The sequence below is a fragment of the Bacillus solimangrovi genome (genome assembly GCF_001742425.1).
Lineage (GTDB): Bacteria > Bacillota > Bacilli > Bacillales > Bacillaceae_N > Bacillus_AV > Bacillus_AV solimangrovi.
In genome coordinates this window covers 1-15,158 of the sequence record NZ_MJEH01000027.1, presented here as the reverse complement: position 1 = coordinate 15,158, position 15,158 = coordinate 1, and the positions used below count along the sequence as shown (strand labels likewise).

The window sequence follows — 15,158 nt, the reverse complement described above, 5'->3', positions numbered from 1 at the left end:
CTATGCATGTGTCAGAGTCAAAAATACAAGTTCGATATGCGGAGACAGACCAAATGGGTGTTGTCTATCACGCTAATTATATTATTTGGATGGAAGTAGGTCGTACAGATTTAATTCGTGATCTTGGTTTCAACTATGCTAAGATTGAGCAAGAAGGAATTATATCACCAGTATTAGATGTACGAGCATCTTATAAAAAATCTATTTTTTATGGTGAGCAAGTAACGGTAAGAACATGGGTAGAAAAGTATAATGGAATAAGGATTGTATATGGCTATGAAGTACTTAACGATGCAGGAGAAGTTGCTGTAACGGGTCAATCTGAACATGTACTCGCTAATAAAGATACTTTCCGTCCGCTACGAATAAAAACGGCTTATCCAGAATGGCATGAGATGTATGAAAGGGTGAAAAAAAAGCCTGAATAAGGTGAAAAACGATGGCATTTGGTATTTCTCGAAAAGAGCTAAAAAGGTGGAAAACTAAAGTCAGTAATGGGGAAATTGCATTTTTAACTCATTATTGGCTTGATGATCGTTTTCCAGGATGTAATACAGTAACAAAGGTAGGCTGTGTCAATGTTGACAAACTAGCTGAGTGGGGAAAGCAATATGGTCTGAAGCGAGAATGGATTGATTGGCGTGAGGATTATCCGCATTTTGATTTGTTTGGAGAACGACAACTTTCCATCTTACAAAATGAGGAGCAATTTGACCAAATTAAACATTTTAATTTGGTCAAAAGGTTAGATGAAAGTGATTATTAATTCTGATCACTCATTGTATGCCATATATTTGAAATTAAATGAAGAACATTCAATAACTATCGGAAAATTAGGTACGTTCAACTTCCCTATTGGAACTTATATTTACGTTGGAAGTGCAAAAAGAAATATAGAAGCACGTATAAATCGACATCTGAAAATAGAAAAACCACTTCGATGGCACTTTGATTATCTTCGTCCATATGGAGAGATTATAGAAGTTCAAACATTCGATCGTACACTTAGTGAATGTGGTTTATATGAAAAGCTTCTGAAAGTTAGAAATGGCACAGTAATAGCGAAGGGCTTTGGTTCTTCTGATTGCTACTGTGATTCACATTTAATATATGTTAAATAACCCTGCTAAGTTTATTAGCAGGGTTATTTATATGCTTAACTATTAAGAAGACTTAAAAAGTGTAATCAGTTTACGAATTAAACGAAGAGAATAGAGCAATTAGAGAACTTGTATCCAACTCCACAAAAAACTACATAATAAAATGTTTTAAAAAATGAAAATCAATATTTTATACAATATGCTGTCACAAAAACAACGCTAGTGGTTTCTTAATAGTGAAGTAGTAATAAGAGAATCTTAAGAAATTCTTTATTATTATCTTAACTTTATTTTAAGAATTCACACGTATAATTAGTTTTAAATCAACAGGAAAGGGGTGAATGTAAATAATTCATAGGTAAGTTAACATTGAAATACAGGGAATTAAATATTTATAAAGTATTAAAGGAGTCAGAATATGAAACGTTTGCTTATGATATTACTTTCTATATTAATTCTCATTAGTTTTATAGAGATAGAACCTAGTCAAGCACTTGTAGCAAAGAAAACTGCTCAACAAACAGAGGGGAAAAATCAAATAGTTAAATTAAAATACTACAAGGAAGACAAAGGTATTAAGGAAGTACAATCTGTTAATGAGGATATGTTAATCAACGAACAATATATAGAAAATGCAAAAAAAGGGATATTAAATCAATGTGAAATACAACTATTGCCATCAATTTCACAAAAGGATATTGAAAATCAACTTGGGACACCAGATGAAAGCATATATTGGGAAGGCGGAAACGGTCTTACTTATGGTAAATGTGTATATTTCTTTGCTGATGATGACTTAACTGATGATCGTATCATTAGAGGAATCGAATATAGTGAGTATCAATTAACGTCAACACCAGAAGAAATAATTCAGCAGTTAGGTGAACCAGACTTTAAAAAAGAAGAAGAGGAAGGTTGGGAAGTAGTCTATCATTTTGATAAGTATACAATGTTCATTGTATCAGAAACACATGACTTAGCTAATTATAGAATTTTTCTCAAGTATAATGAATTTATTTAAACTATAATTAATAATCTTATAATAACCTAATTTTGAATACTTATTTAACGTATATAGAACAAGAATTTTAATATTTTTAAAACCTTTTCACTCTACTCTTCGTCTAAACTAATGATGAAGCGAGTAGTTATTATAGAAATAAGCCACCAAAGAATGGTGGCTCAAACAAAAAATGATAATTTGATTAATAGATATAATTTACCGATAAACATTTGAGTCCAATAGTAACCTTGTATAACGAAATCATCACCAATATGAATGAATTATCCATTAAGGATACTTTTACGATGATATATAGTATTCATCTAATTATTGACAATTTTTCATGTAGTTAATTAGCTATATTTCTCTTATTTCGAAAATAGATTAAGATTTTTAACATTTTAAAACCTTTCACTCTACTCTTCGTCTTGGCTATTGATGAAGCAAGTAGTTCATATAAAAAAGAGCCACCAAGAAATGGTGGCTCAAAGAAAAAATGATTAATTTGATTGATTAATAGATAGATAGATATTATTTACCGATAAACATTTGAGTCCAGTAGTTACCTTGTTCAACAAATCCAACACCGATGTGAGTGAACTGTCCATTAAGGATATTTTTACGGTGACCCTCACTATTCATCCAAGCATTTACAACTTCTTGTGGAGTTTTTTGTCCATAAGCGATATTTTCTCCAGCAGTTTTGTATGAGATACCAAACTGTTTCATCATATCAAATGGTGAACCGTAAGTTGGGCTATTATGGTCAAAGTATTTATTTGATTGCATGTCAGCAGATTTAGCACGAGCTACTTTGCTTAATTCTTCATCAATTTCAAGAGCTGCTAAACCATTTTTAGCACGTTCTGCATTTGTTAAATCTACTACTTCTTTTTCAAACTGACTTAATGCAGATGAAGTTTCTTCTGTTTTTTCTTGTTTAGTAGATTCAGCTGGAGTTTGTGCCTCAGCAGGTTGACTAGGTGTATTTGGTTGAGTTGCCTGAGCTTCTTGTTTCGCAGGTGCTTTAGAAGCATAATTTATATTAAGGTTTTCAGGATTGATGTTAAGGTTATATTTTTTATTAATATGGTCAACCGCTTCAGGCAGCATTGCATTTATTGAACCTTGTGGGACCTCACAATTAATTTTGATTTTCTCAATTTGTTCAGGTGATAGTCCGTTGCTTGCAGCAGAACTCATTCCTGGAGCTGATACTAATAATGTAAAAGCAGTAGCTGTAGTTAAAAGTAATCCTTTTTTCATAATGTTTACTCCTCCTGTGTTTTGCTATTTTTTTTGTTTTATCCCGCACATCAAATATATCATGCGTTTTTTGTAACATAGGAGGACGAATTTTCCATTGATTTTTTATTATTGTAATATAAATTATTTGTAAGGGCTTTAAATGTTGATAGATTACTGTTTGTTGTTTTTTTCCAGTTGGATACACGCAAATTAGTGATTCTATAATCATCCAATAGATTAATAAATTACATAGAAAACGATATTGACAGTTTTTATAAATAGAATATTAATAACAAACAATTTACAAGCTAGTAACAATTCTTGTTACAAGTTTGTAACATTTAAGATTGGTTATAATAAGTAGATTTATTTAGGAATACTTGTACTAGCATTTTAATATGTAGGACGTAAGGTGAATATAATCAAGAGTCTTATTGTAGTATTGGTCAGTTATTTATAATTAGCGTTATCATATAGAAATAAAAAAACCTGAATAATGTCTATTATTCAGGTTAAGAGAATCTTATTCGTTTATTTAAGGCTTACGATTCTTTATAATCAAATTCAACCTCGTCATAAACATTATTATATTGAACATTGAGGTCGTACTCATCAAAATACCATGCATCTTTTTCTTCTATATAAAATGTAATGCCGTCAACTTCAATATCGGTAAAAGGTTCAATTGGTTCTTCGGTCATAACACCTAATGAGAATCCTTTCTGAATGGTACTGTTGCCCCCATAACGAACAAAAAAGCGTACCGTATCACCTTTATCGAGTTCCATTTCATCTTTATACCATTCCACAGCCTCTGAACTGATCTCTAATTTCATTATTAAACTCCTTTCACATCTGCAATCTATCTTTACTTGAAGATTAAATGTGTTTATAGTCAATTCCTTCATCAATAAGCAATAGCACATGTAATGCGCTATGAATATTATAACTCAAATGACTCCTTAGAAAGGATGACATATATGACAACTTTTGATCCAAATAAGTTAAGTGTAACATTCTTTAATGGTGTCACTGAAACTATGCCAATTTTTCCACGATATTATACATTAACACATTCAGATCTTACGGGGGAATTGTTTCTAGATGTTGGGCCTTCTTATCAAGTGGACAAAATTAATGTAAACATGCGTGATGAAGTGTTAGGGCATTGGTATACTACGAAAGAATGTTTATCTTTTCACGCAAATGTTTATGTATCAAATGGCGAATTCGATAAAGAAGTGTCTAAAATGAGATATGAGATTTTCAAAAGAGAGCTTCCTCTAGCATTGAAAGCGATACGTTATGGTGATCGTCATATATTTGAGTTGTATCCACAATTAGATGAACATTCGATATGCATTTTCTTTCAATCCGTTTATCCTGAATATCAAGGTGTTGAGAATTGGGGGAGATTTAAAGATTATAAAACTAACATTACTTAACATTTTCGTTATATGTAAGATACTCACACATATCCAAGTTTAAAAATTTGCTGTTATATGAAGAAACTTGTTCTAGAATTTAAAAATATAGTTTAAAAAAATATTAATGACGTCCATTCTTTTCGGGTACATGATCAATGCCACCTGGATGGAATGGGTGGCACTTCATAATCCGTTTAACAGTTAACCATCCCCCTTTAAATGCACCATGACGTTGAATTGCCTCAAGGCCATATTGTGAACACGTAGGATAAAACCGACATGTTGGTGGTTTTAAAGGAGAGATAAATTTTCGATAGAAATGAATAAGAGCTAAAAAGATTGTTTTCATATCATGCACTTCCTTTTTACATTTAATTTATATAAGTAGATTGTATGTTAATTTAAATTAAAAAAGCAAATAAGCACCCTTAATCTTGGGTGCTTAATCATGAAAAACATCGAATTTATCCCATAATAATTCAAGTTCAATTAATCTTTCCTTTACCTTTTGTTGCTTTGAGCGTGTAACACCTGTAATTAGGGCGTTAATAATACTTAAAGGAGCAGTGAAAGAGTCAATGAATGAATTGATGCTTGTAGCAGTATATAGTTGATAATTCCCAAATGGGGCAAGAGGAGACATGGAATGATCCGTAATAACGATTGTTTGAGCTCCTTTTTCATGTGCATATTTTAAAACATCTACAGTACGTTTAGTATAGCGTGAAAAACCAATTCCAATAACAAGGTCTCGTTCAGTGATATCAAGTAAGTGCTCAGAAACTCCATCAGATTGTTGAATAAGCTTTGTATTTTGCAGTACAAGGTCTAAATAAAATTCAAGAAAGATTCCTAGACTTTGAGCACTTCGATAAGCAATAATGTAAATTCTCTCAGCTTGAACAAGAGCTTGTATAGCTTCAGTGAAAACATATTCGTCGATCCCTCGCAACGTTTCTTTAATATTGCTCAGGTCATCTGAAAGAACTTCCTTCCATACATGTTTCTCATTTTCATTCACATTTGTTGTCTGTTCAAACCGTTCTGCAGAAGTCCATTTTGTTTTTAGATCTTCTTGTAAATGACGTTGTAAATCTGGATAACCCTTATAACCGAGAAAGACGGCAAAGCGAATAATTGTAGCTTCGCCGACTTCAACTTGTTTGGCAAGTTTTGAAGCAGTTAAAAATGGTGCACTATCGGAATTTTTAATTAAAAAGCTTGCTATTTTTTTATGTGATTTACTCATTTCATCACGTTTTGAAAGGATGCGTTCATATACATCTTGCTTCGTCAAAGTAAATCCCCCTTCTAACAATTACAATTGACTTAATACTTTGTCATAAGCTTTGATTGTTAATTCGACTTCTTTGTCAGTATGTGCAGTAGAGAGGCTATAACGATTAAGTGGTTTTGTATAGATTCCTTCATTTAAAAGGCCATAATCAATTTTCTTTCTCAATTCCAAATTAGTCTTTTGAATGTCACGATAATTATGAATTTCATTTTCTTCCGTTAATATTACACTAAAAATTGTTCCTTTTCCAATTGCTTTCATTGGAATACTTTTCTTGATAAATAGTTCTTCGAGTTGTTGTTTTAATAAGTTTGTCGTGTTCTGAACACGTTCAATTTCTTGTTCTAGAACATCTAATACAGCCATTCCGACGGATAAAATAGATGGATGCCCATTATATGTGCCACTATGAAAGAGGATATCTTTAGCCTTCGATCCTGTACTTGTAGTTGAATCAAAAACATCTGCAGTAAAAGATGCAGCACTCTCCATTAAAATTTCTTTTTTTCCACCTATAATACCAATTGGGAATCCTCCACCAATGACCTTTCCTAGAGTTGTTAAATCAGGTTTAATTTTATATAGTTGTTGAGCACCTCCAATTTCAATTCGAAATCCTGTCTTAACTTCATCAAATATTAGTAAGATATTTAATTCTTCGGTAATACGACGAAGTTCTTTTAAAAACGATGCAGTAGCAGGAATGAAGCCTGCTTGAATCGGTTCAATAATAACCGCTGCAAGCTCATTTTGATGTAGGCGTAAAAGCTTTTCTGTATTTTCAATATCATTGAACGGTAAAACAAGTGTTTGTTTTTGATAGTGAGGATCAATTCCTTTCGATTCAGGAACTACTTGAGGTGTATGCTCCGGTCCATATTCATCAGCTGATGGATTAATACTAAAAAGCATTTGGTCATAACCACCATGGTAATGGCCTTCAAATTTGGCAATTTTATTTTTACCTGTATAAGCTGAAGCAAGTCTAAGTGCAAGGAGCGTTGCTTCAGTACCTGAATTTGTATAACGTACCGATTCTATACTTGGATAATGGCTCATTATTCGTTTACCGAAAGTTATTTCTAATTGGTGAGGTGTTCCAAATAAGTTTGTACCATCTTGATCAAGTTGATCAATTAATGCTTGTTTAATAGCTGGATGTCCATGACCTAACATGAGGCAACCATATGAGAGAAGATAGTCTACATATTTATTACCGTCTACATCAGTTAAAGTTGCACCAGTTCCATTATTCATAACAATTGGGTAAGGTGAAAAAGATTTAATGTTAGCTGTAACACCGTTTGGCATGACCTTCTTGGCTTCTTGCATAATTTCATACGAACGTTTTGTACGATTTTTATACGTGCTTAATGCTGGTGATGTATTTTCCATGTTTATTACACCTCTTTAAAACAGAATAATATATTTCATTTTATTGTTATTGAAATATTTGTTTCATTATAACTTGTTATTTAGTTATTTTGAATAAAAAATTTCATTTTGTTTAAAAAGATTTATTTAATTCGTTTTTTAAAGGTACTAGACATTATATTTGCTTAATTGTAAAAATCTAGATATCTTTAATTTGGTGTCAACAGGAATGGAAGGGGAGAGGATTTTTGTAATATCACTCGTATGAATAAGTACTTATAATACCCTTATTCGTTAAACAAACTATTAGAGAGATATATATAAAAGCTTCTATAGTTAGAAAGTTCATTTTATTTTTGAATACATAATATGTTCAATAAGTAAAAAAAGAAGCTAATCTCTACTATATATATAGTAAGAGATTTAGCTTCTAATCTTCATTAATTCTAATTGAGTCGTTCTTTCCAATACATTGATCAATTGATTTAGAAAACTAGTCACAAAAAATTAAAGAGAAGCGTTATAAAAAAATTTAAAATGGAAAGAACTAACGAATTCATTAATATGTTCATTTAAGATAATGTTTCTTATACTTTTACTTGAAAATCTTTTTTAATATTTGTTACAGCTGAAGTCGTTTATTCGGAAACGTAGGCTGTTTTTCCTATGAAGCTAGTTATTTCATTACTGTTACTTTCAAGGTGAGAAGATACTGTTTGGGTTTCTTTCCTTTCTTCATTAAAAAAATCGATAGAAAGAATATTTGATAATAGATTTAGAGCTATTTTAACTGAAGTCTCTCAATAGTACTTTGTAGATCGTACTTAGAAAAAACATGCAGCATTCCAGATGGATTGCTGCATATTGATTATGAACGAGGTTCATTTAAATATTGATAGACTACATTTCCACCTTTTTTTGCTTGTCCTCTGAAATGCTTGAAATCTTCTCTTACTCGGATTATTTCAAAAAAGCTAGTCGTTTGTTGCTTCTCTACTTCATACGTCAACATTTCTCCAGAAGCAAGTTGTTCTACTATCTTTTGCAATTCATCAGCCACCCATAAACACTCCTAACCAATTGAACTTTCTAAAAAAATCTTCTTGAATACTTAATAAATCATATTTACTGTATCAACTGTTCTTATAAAAAGCAATTACAAATAAATCTTTCATATTTGTACGAAGATGGTTTGAGTATATTTGAAAATCGAAGCAAATACCAACTTTGCACATTTTATTTATTCGTGACAAAATGTAATGGAAAAATAAATGTTATAGTTAAGGCTGAAACGAGGCGAGAGTTTATGTTATTTACAGAGATGATGAATGAACTATCAGAACAATATTTAGTACCTGATGCAAATATGACGAATGCATCTATTATATTTATATTAGAATCTCCACATGTGCAAGAAGTGAAACATGGTGTCCCAGTTGCAGGTGCTTCAGGTATTACGATGACAAAACAACTGCTGGGAAACGAGTGTAAACAGCCGCTCGGATTGATTGTGAAAGCTCACTTAAATGAAGGTATTCATAATGAGATTGGGAAAGTTGGATTAATGAATATTTGCCAAATACCGATGCAAAGGACAGCTTATCAAAAAGATGACATCGAATCTTACCTTCCAATGTTTGATATTATTGAAGAGATAAGAACTGCAAATCATAAAGAAAGGTTTAAAAACGAAACTTATAATGAAGTGCAAACTCTCATCCTAGAACATTTCTTAAAAAGGTTAAGAAATGTTGAAAGTGAGTCATGTATTTTGATTCCGTGTGGACGATTTGCGCAGAAATTTTTTAGATTAGCACAAAAAATCGATAAGGACAGAAATTGGAAAACAATTGAGGAAGTACCACACCCTTCGTATAACTCATGGAGTAGAGAACGTTATAAGAATGTAATTGACAAAGTAATAAAAAGCTATCATGAAATAAACCAAATTAAAGATATCAAATGAGAATACCGTGTTACATTGATCTGTAAGTGTAGAAGAAGCCATTCTATTAATCTGTTATCAAACTCTAATCCTTAAATTAACGATGAGTAGGGAACTAGTATATTCACAATAAAACATCAATAACAGACTACAATATAGCCTGTTATTGATGTTTTTGTTCATTATCGAGTATAGTTTGTTCCTATAATCAACATCTGTGTTTCTCTACATTTATAAATTTGAACTGGCTTCATGTAGGATGCGGGAAAAGGATAATATGTTTGTATAATTGCTTAACACATTTAATGGAACTGTTCAAATAGAGAAATAAGCTCATCAAACGTATGAATTCTTTTGTATGGAGGATTGTTAGTTTGTTCATGTTCTTCGGTCTCATAAATTTCAAGATTTAATAGATTGGTATCATCATACGTAACGAAAGTGCGAAATACCCATTTACTCTCATCCATATAAATCCTCCTTCCTTTATTAGTCTCCTTTAATTGTAATCCTTAAATACAATATATTATCTGAATAATACGAATATTATTTGAATATTGGATAACCATAATTGCATTATGTTAACAAATGAAGTTGTTCATTTTTCTCAAAGCTAACGGAGGAGTTGTGGTAATTTCAGTTCTATAGAATAATCCAATAAAGTTAAAAAGCACCACATAACTTTGGAGAATGTAAGTGTTATGTGGATGCTTTTTTTGATTGAAAGTTAATTCGAAGTTTTTTATTATTGTTTGGTGGTTCAATTGATTGCTTATTTGCTTTTTCTTTAGCTCTTTGTATCTTTATTTCTTGGCGCATTTCCATCCATTGATCACGTGCTAATTCAATAATACGTTTCTCAATAACTTTGTCTTTGAGCTGGATAACTTTTGAAAAATAAAACACCGCTTTGTTTGGGTTTCCAAGTTCCTTATAGAGAGCTCCCATTAAATATAACATTCGAGTGAGAGATAATTTTGCATCTTTATAATCACCTTGATAATAACTGTCCTCATAGGATTTTAGAGCATAATTAATACATTCTTTTTCTTTTTGTTCATTGTTTTGTTTGCGATACATCCAAGCCAATCGTAAATATAATCCAGCCATCACGATCGGTTTTTCCTTTCTAATAGATCCAGCAAAAATTGCAAGAATGTAAGCTTCAATTGCTTCTTTTGCTGAGCGCTCTTTGCTGTAATGGGTTTGCCCACGCCAATTTTGTGTGATTCTTTTCATTATTAATTCCTTTGTCCCTGGTAAAAAGTAGCGATTTGCTTCATCAGCAAATGCATATCCACATGAATAACAGATGTTCACGTGATAAAGTAGGGGACTAATGTTTTCATCTTTGTAATCAGAATAAAAGTCCGATTCTAAAGAGACAGCTTGAATAAACCGAGAGCGTACTTTCTTTGTTACAAACTCAAAATCACATACTGGGCATGTGTAATGCTTATCATATAAAGGGTTTAATTCAGGCAAGTTCATCACCCTTTCTTCGATGTTTATATGCTTTTAACAAGTAAATTTAGTAGTTAACAGCGACAAATTGTCTACTATGTAATAGAAAGATAATGATTTATTATACCTTAGATGCATGAAAAAAGCACTACTATAAACATTACTTAGTTATTTTTCACTTATTTGTTAGTGATTTTGGGAGATGAGCTTAGTCGTAAAGTCAGCATTTAGTTATTATATATCGAACCATTTGTGCACCTATACTAACAACTAATGCCCATAATATTATTATGTAAACTAAAGAGAGGCTCATTTATTTACTGTTATTTCATGTATGGATGAATATAGATATGAACGTCATTTCTTCAAGCTAAGAGATAAGTACTTGAAGTATTTCTTGTTATACTCTAGAAGGATTATGATAGATGAGAAAGGGAAAATATATGTACCATTAAGAGGAAAGCAGTAAATAGCAAGAGCTATTCACTGCTGAAAATTTCTTGCAGCATGGGATCTTCCTCAAGGAACTGTAATGCTTTTTGCTGGTACACTTCATCGTGTAAGTATGTATATCTATTTGGTTTTATTGATGGTGCGACATTGATGGCATGTCGATATTCTTCCTTATCTAAATTTAATGTTTTCACATAATCAAAAAAACCTGTTCGAGTAAATACTTTAGTCATTCGTTCGGCTCGATGATTTTGAACATTGGCCATAATATAAGTAGCGATACCGACTTGAATTCCATGCATTTGGGGTGAGGAAGAAGTTTTGTCAAGTGCATGAGATATTAGGTGTTCAGAACCGCTTATTGGTGCACTATTACCACTTATTGCTGTTGAGATACCACCCATTGTGAGTGAACTCACAAGTTCTTTTAATAAAATTAAACAACTTAAATCGTTCATTGGTGTACGTATAAAGCTGTTAACTGCTTTTTTGCTAAGCATTGAAGCGAATGCATTAACAGAACTAACTCCGTGTTTTTCTTCAAACTCCCAATCATATAAAGCAGTAATATTCGACATTAAATCTCCGATACCAGCTAAAATAAATTTTTGAGGTGCTTTTTCAATGATTTGTAAATCAGTGATAATGCCATACGGAATTTTTGCTGGTACTGTTGTTTTCCTTTTATTTACTTGAAGAGAACAATTACTGCTTGCGAACCCATCATTAGAAGCTGAAGTTGGTATACTGATGAATGGAATTCTTTTCGAAAACGCAATATACTTCCCGTAGTCAATTATCGTGCCGCCACCCATAGCTAAGATTACTTCATAATGCTGCAATTCGAAAGCAGTTTTGATTAACGCTGAAATGTCTAAATCTCCTGGAAGCATTACCATATCCATCTTTACACTTTTAAGAGATTGTTGAAGGTTCTGTTTATATGCATGATAGGTGAAGCTATCGAAAAGTATTAACCCGTTATTAAATCCGTGCTTCTGTAAAATATGCTCTAGATGAAGTGTAGCTCCTTTACTTATTTCTAAAATTGCAGGGATAGGTACAGAAGTAACAGGATTGATCATGAAGTGATCAATCCTTTTTCCACTAAATATTTCTCAATTTCAGTGAATGCCTCTACAGCTACGAAAGGAATGTCTCTTTCTCTTAATAAATCCTGCAAGCTATCTTTTGCGAAAGTAACGTCTGCAAATACAGCAGGGTGAGAATCAGGTTCGCTATCTCCAGCAAAATAAACTTCTTCATATTGTTCTTTTAATTCTTTAATAACTTTTGATTTATCTATCCCATATCTTTCAGAATAGTGTTTATGATTTGGATCAATATCCAAGTGGACATTATTTTCATGGTAGTAACCTTTATTAGAGAATACTTTTACATCTGTTATGTTGAATTTTTCCAATATGTGTTTGATGTAATAGTCAGTTCCAGCACTTAAAACGTAAAAATCTCCGCCACTTTGTTGAACATGTTTTATAAAAGCAGGAACGTATTCATCGATTGGAATATTAAGAATATCATCGATAATTTGCTGTTCTTCTTTATGAATGGATGTAAAAACAGTCGAAAGGAAATCAATGTCCTTTATTTCTCCAGCCTTCCATTGCTTACGTAGTTCTTCACCTTGCTGAAAATATTTTTCAATAACGATGTGATAAAAGTCTTTTTTAGAAATTGTTCCATCAAAATCTGATACAAAAGCCCATTTTTTCATTTGTTTTTCCTCCGTTAGTTAAAATAAATTCTGGGTGTTCAAAAACTAAAATTGATGCTTTGACAATAGTATACTCAGAAGTGAGTATGATATATCATGCTAGCATATTAGAAACTGTTGTAATACAAAAGTTAGTGATAAATTTATGTCCATATATGAATGAGTCATTATATTGACATAAAAATAAGTTTGACATAAATATATTATGTTAATAAATTTATTCGAAAGAAATTCCTTAATTTAACAAATGGATTGTTTTTATTACGTTTCTCGTTGGATATGTGAATAGATTTGTGTTGGTGTAAAGGATTCATGACACAATAAGTTTTGAGTTGTTACTGCATCAAAATCTTGTTTAGTAAGCTCTATTTGTTATGCTATACCACAAAAATTGAGCGGTTATATGTTTTTTATCTAGAAGGGGAAGAAATCTTTTGATCGTTCTAAATGGAGGTTGCTCAATTTTTGATCAGTACTAATCGAGGAGTTTGAGCGAGAAAAATTTTAATATTAAAAAAAGAAATTAATATTAACGGGATTATAGGCCATCGACTCTCTAACTACTGTAGAAAGTACTAGTAGTGATCTTCTGATAGTAGATATAACATATAGTACAAGACGTTATGATGTGGGACATTTTATTGATTTTGACTTTAATGCATATTCTTGCATTATAACTGTTATGGCATCATTATAACTAATATTTTCTTTGTTTATTAGTTAAAATCTAGTTTTTTATAAATTATAACCAATTGAATCAATTTCATAATGCATCGTTCTAAATAAGGTTAAAAATCCAGAATTTCAATTTTGATTTTTTTTGAGTCTATACAGCTATTGAATTTTGTAGCACCTTTCGGTTCATCCGGTCAATTGCTAGTTTTGTTCCATTATAAATAAGCGTGACTAAGTCAAAATGCACCTTTGCAACTTTTCCACTTCGATGACGTACATTATTCAGTTGAAAATATTCTTTGAGATAAGCATTCACACGCTCTACAGATGTTCGTTGTTTATAAAGAGTCTTCCACTTTTGAGAACCTCGGACAGGTTCTACATATTTTCGTATATCAACTAGACGTTTTATCTTATAGACTTTCTGACACAGTGTGTCATTTGCAAGAGGACATTCCTTACACTCTTTTGGTCGTGTGTATTTCAATCTATGATAAGCTGAATCATAACTATCATATTGATAAGAATGTTCACGAACACAGGTTGGAGAGAAATTTCCGTCAAATCCTTCAACTTCTTGTTCGTTGCGAGGGTTATAAGCGATAATGCCTTGAGCATTCATGTTGTGTAGTTGTTGATAAATCGCTTTAAAATCATATCCAGCATCTAATAATCCATAACGAATGGTTAAATGAAGTGTCTCATGTATCCCTTTTATTAATGGAATAGCTCCTTTTCCATCACTTAAACTTGCCGATGACATCAACGTTTGAAGGATATACTGGCTCTGTGTACCAACAGCTAAGTGTGCTTTATAACCAAACCAGGCTACGTTTTTTCGTTCGCTATTTTTCTTGATACCCCAGGTTGGGGTTAGTGGTACTTCTGAACGAAGTTCATCTAATGAAGCACTTAACTGATGAGCAATTTCTTTCTCATATAATGTCCTTCCTGCTTCTTGTTCAACTTGTTCTTTGAGCCATTGTTCACGCTCTTTTTTTGATTTACGACCTCGTTTTTTAGGTTCAATAGGTTCTTTTTTCTCTGAAGCTTTCGCTCGATCTCGTGCTTCAAAATGAGTAACATCAACGGCAGCCATATCATCTTTAATAAAACCTTCTTGAATAGCTTGTCTTACGAGTGTATTTTGACTTTTCTCAATGGCATTTGATTTAGACAGCAGATGAATCAGACGAGAAAAAGAACTTTCTGAAGGTACATTATCAGATAAGAGAAAACCGCAATCCAAACGAAATATGAGATCATTTTTTAATCGTTGAACAAGTTTCTTAATAGTTGGAATGCCTTCATGGATACGGGCAATGCATCCATAAATCATTGCAGGATAATTTAAAGACGTAGGTGCGCCGTAAATTGATTTTTTAGATACAGCATAGATAAGAGGATCAATATCAATTTCTGAAAAAATTGCTTCAA

General features: G+C 32.0%; 17 protein-coding genes. 6 read left to right on the top strand and 11 right to left on the bottom strand.

The features are described from left to right. Window positions 1-2 precede the first annotated feature (2 nt). The 4 genes from BFG57_RS10690 to BFG57_RS10675 all read left to right on the top strand — a co-directional run bounded on the left by BFG57_RS10690 (window position 3) and on the right by BFG57_RS10675 (window position 2,121). On the top strand, window positions 3-428 hold the full coding sequence (locus tag BFG57_RS10690; RefSeq protein ID WP_069717485.1) for an acyl-CoA thioesterase: 426 nt from the start codon (window positions 3-5) through the stop codon (window positions 426-428). An 11-nt stretch (window positions 429-439) separates the two neighbouring features. Continuing rightward, on the top strand, window positions 440-766 hold the full coding sequence (locus BFG57_RS10685) for a hypothetical protein (RefSeq protein WP_069717484.1): 327 nt from the start codon (window positions 440-442) through the stop codon (window positions 764-766). Next, complete coding sequence (locus tag BFG57_RS10680; RefSeq protein WP_245676739.1) at window positions 750-1,121, top strand: GIY-YIG nuclease family protein; 372 nt, start codon at window positions 750-752, stop codon at window positions 1,119-1,121. The genes BFG57_RS10685 and BFG57_RS10680 overlap by 17 nt, the downstream gene beginning before the upstream one ends. 397 nt (window positions 1,122-1,518) lie before the next feature. Next, the gene (locus BFG57_RS10675) at window positions 1,519-2,121 is read left to right on the top strand and encodes a DUF4309 domain-containing protein (RefSeq protein WP_069717483.1); all 603 of its coding nucleotides are present in this window, start codon (window positions 1,519-1,521) and stop codon (window positions 2,119-2,121) included. Between the two features lie 513 nt (window positions 2,122-2,634). Here the strand turns inward: BFG57_RS10675 and BFG57_RS10670 are convergent. Both BFG57_RS10670 and BFG57_RS10665 read right to left on the bottom strand, forming a co-directional pair. After that, window positions 2,635-3,369, bottom strand: a complete 735-nt coding sequence (locus tag BFG57_RS10670; protein ID WP_069717482.1) for a CAP domain-containing protein — start codon at window positions 3,367-3,369, stop codon at window positions 2,635-2,637. A 524-nt stretch (window positions 3,370-3,893) separates the two neighbouring features. After that, entirely contained in the window at window positions 3,894-4,187 is a 294-nt protein-coding gene (locus tag BFG57_RS10665; protein ID WP_069717481.1) for a HesB/YadR/YfhF family protein, read from the bottom strand. 144 nt (window positions 4,188-4,331) lie between these two features. On the opposite strand from BFG57_RS10665, the gene BFG57_RS10660 reads away from it, so the two are divergent. Continuing rightward, the gene (locus BFG57_RS10660) at window positions 4,332-4,796 is read left to right on the top strand and encodes a staygreen family protein (protein ID WP_069717480.1); all 465 of its coding nucleotides are present in this window, start codon (window positions 4,332-4,334) and stop codon (window positions 4,794-4,796) included. A 103-nt stretch (window positions 4,797-4,899) separates the two neighbouring features. Here BFG57_RS10660 and yidD read toward each other — a convergent pair whose 3' ends face one another. From yidD to BFG57_RS10640, 4 genes are all read right to left on the bottom strand, one after another. Further along, window positions 4,900-5,127, bottom strand: coding sequence for a membrane protein insertion efficiency factor YidD (gene yidD, locus BFG57_RS10655; RefSeq protein ID WP_069717479.1), 228 nt, complete (start codon window positions 5,125-5,127; stop codon window positions 4,900-4,902). Window positions 5,128-5,220: 93 nt separating this feature from the next. Next, window positions 5,221-6,075 carry a MurR/RpiR family transcriptional regulator gene (locus BFG57_RS10650; protein WP_069717478.1) on the bottom strand — a complete coding sequence of 285 codons (855 nt, stop codon included), beginning with the start codon at window positions 6,073-6,075 and terminating at the stop codon, window positions 5,221-5,223. A 21-nt stretch (window positions 6,076-6,096) separates the two neighbouring features. Beyond that, window positions 6,097-7,470, bottom strand: a complete 1,374-nt coding sequence (locus BFG57_RS10645) for an aspartate aminotransferase family protein (protein WP_069717477.1) — start codon at window positions 7,468-7,470, stop codon at window positions 6,097-6,099. An 847-nt stretch (window positions 7,471-8,317) separates the two neighbouring features. Continuing rightward, window positions 8,318-8,509 carry a hypothetical protein gene (locus BFG57_RS10640; RefSeq protein ID WP_069717476.1) on the bottom strand — a complete coding sequence of 64 codons (192 nt, stop codon included), beginning with the start codon at window positions 8,507-8,509 and terminating at the stop codon, window positions 8,318-8,320. Window positions 8,510-8,695: 186 nt separating this feature from the next. On the opposite strand from BFG57_RS10640, the gene BFG57_RS10635 reads away from it, so the two are divergent. Beyond that, window positions 8,696-9,415 carry a uracil-DNA glycosylase family protein gene (locus tag BFG57_RS10635; RefSeq protein ID WP_139125113.1) on the top strand — a complete coding sequence of 240 codons (720 nt, stop codon included), beginning with the start codon at window positions 8,696-8,698 and terminating at the stop codon, window positions 9,413-9,415. Between the two features lie 281 nt (window positions 9,416-9,696). Here BFG57_RS10635 and BFG57_RS18950 read toward each other — a convergent pair whose 3' ends face one another. From BFG57_RS18950 to BFG57_RS10615, 5 genes are all read right to left on the bottom strand, one after another. Further along, the gene (locus tag BFG57_RS18950; RefSeq protein ID WP_175428330.1) at window positions 9,697-9,864 is read right to left on the bottom strand and encodes a hypothetical protein; all 168 of its coding nucleotides are present in this window, start codon (window positions 9,862-9,864) and stop codon (window positions 9,697-9,699) included. Between the two features lie 229 nt (window positions 9,865-10,093). Continuing rightward, window positions 10,094-10,879 (bottom strand): DUF2225 domain-containing protein, encoded by a 786-nt coding sequence (locus BFG57_RS10630; RefSeq protein ID WP_069717474.1) that lies wholly within the window; start codon window positions 10,877-10,879, stop codon window positions 10,094-10,096. Window positions 10,880-11,337: 458 nt separating this feature from the next. Next, window positions 11,338-12,396, bottom strand: a complete 1,059-nt coding sequence (locus BFG57_RS10625; RefSeq protein WP_069717473.1) for an iron-containing alcohol dehydrogenase family protein — start codon at window positions 12,394-12,396, stop codon at window positions 11,338-11,340. Next, complete coding sequence (locus tag BFG57_RS10620) at window positions 12,393-13,046, bottom strand: MtnX-like HAD-IB family phosphatase (RefSeq protein WP_069717472.1); 654 nt, start codon at window positions 13,044-13,046, stop codon at window positions 12,393-12,395. Before BFG57_RS10620 ends, BFG57_RS10625 begins: the two co-directional genes overlap by 4 nt. Before the next feature lie 826 nt (window positions 13,047-13,872). Further along, on the bottom strand, window positions 13,873-15,158 hold a 1,286-nt coding region (locus BFG57_RS10615; RefSeq protein ID WP_069717471.1), incomplete at its 5' end, for an IS5/IS1182 family transposase.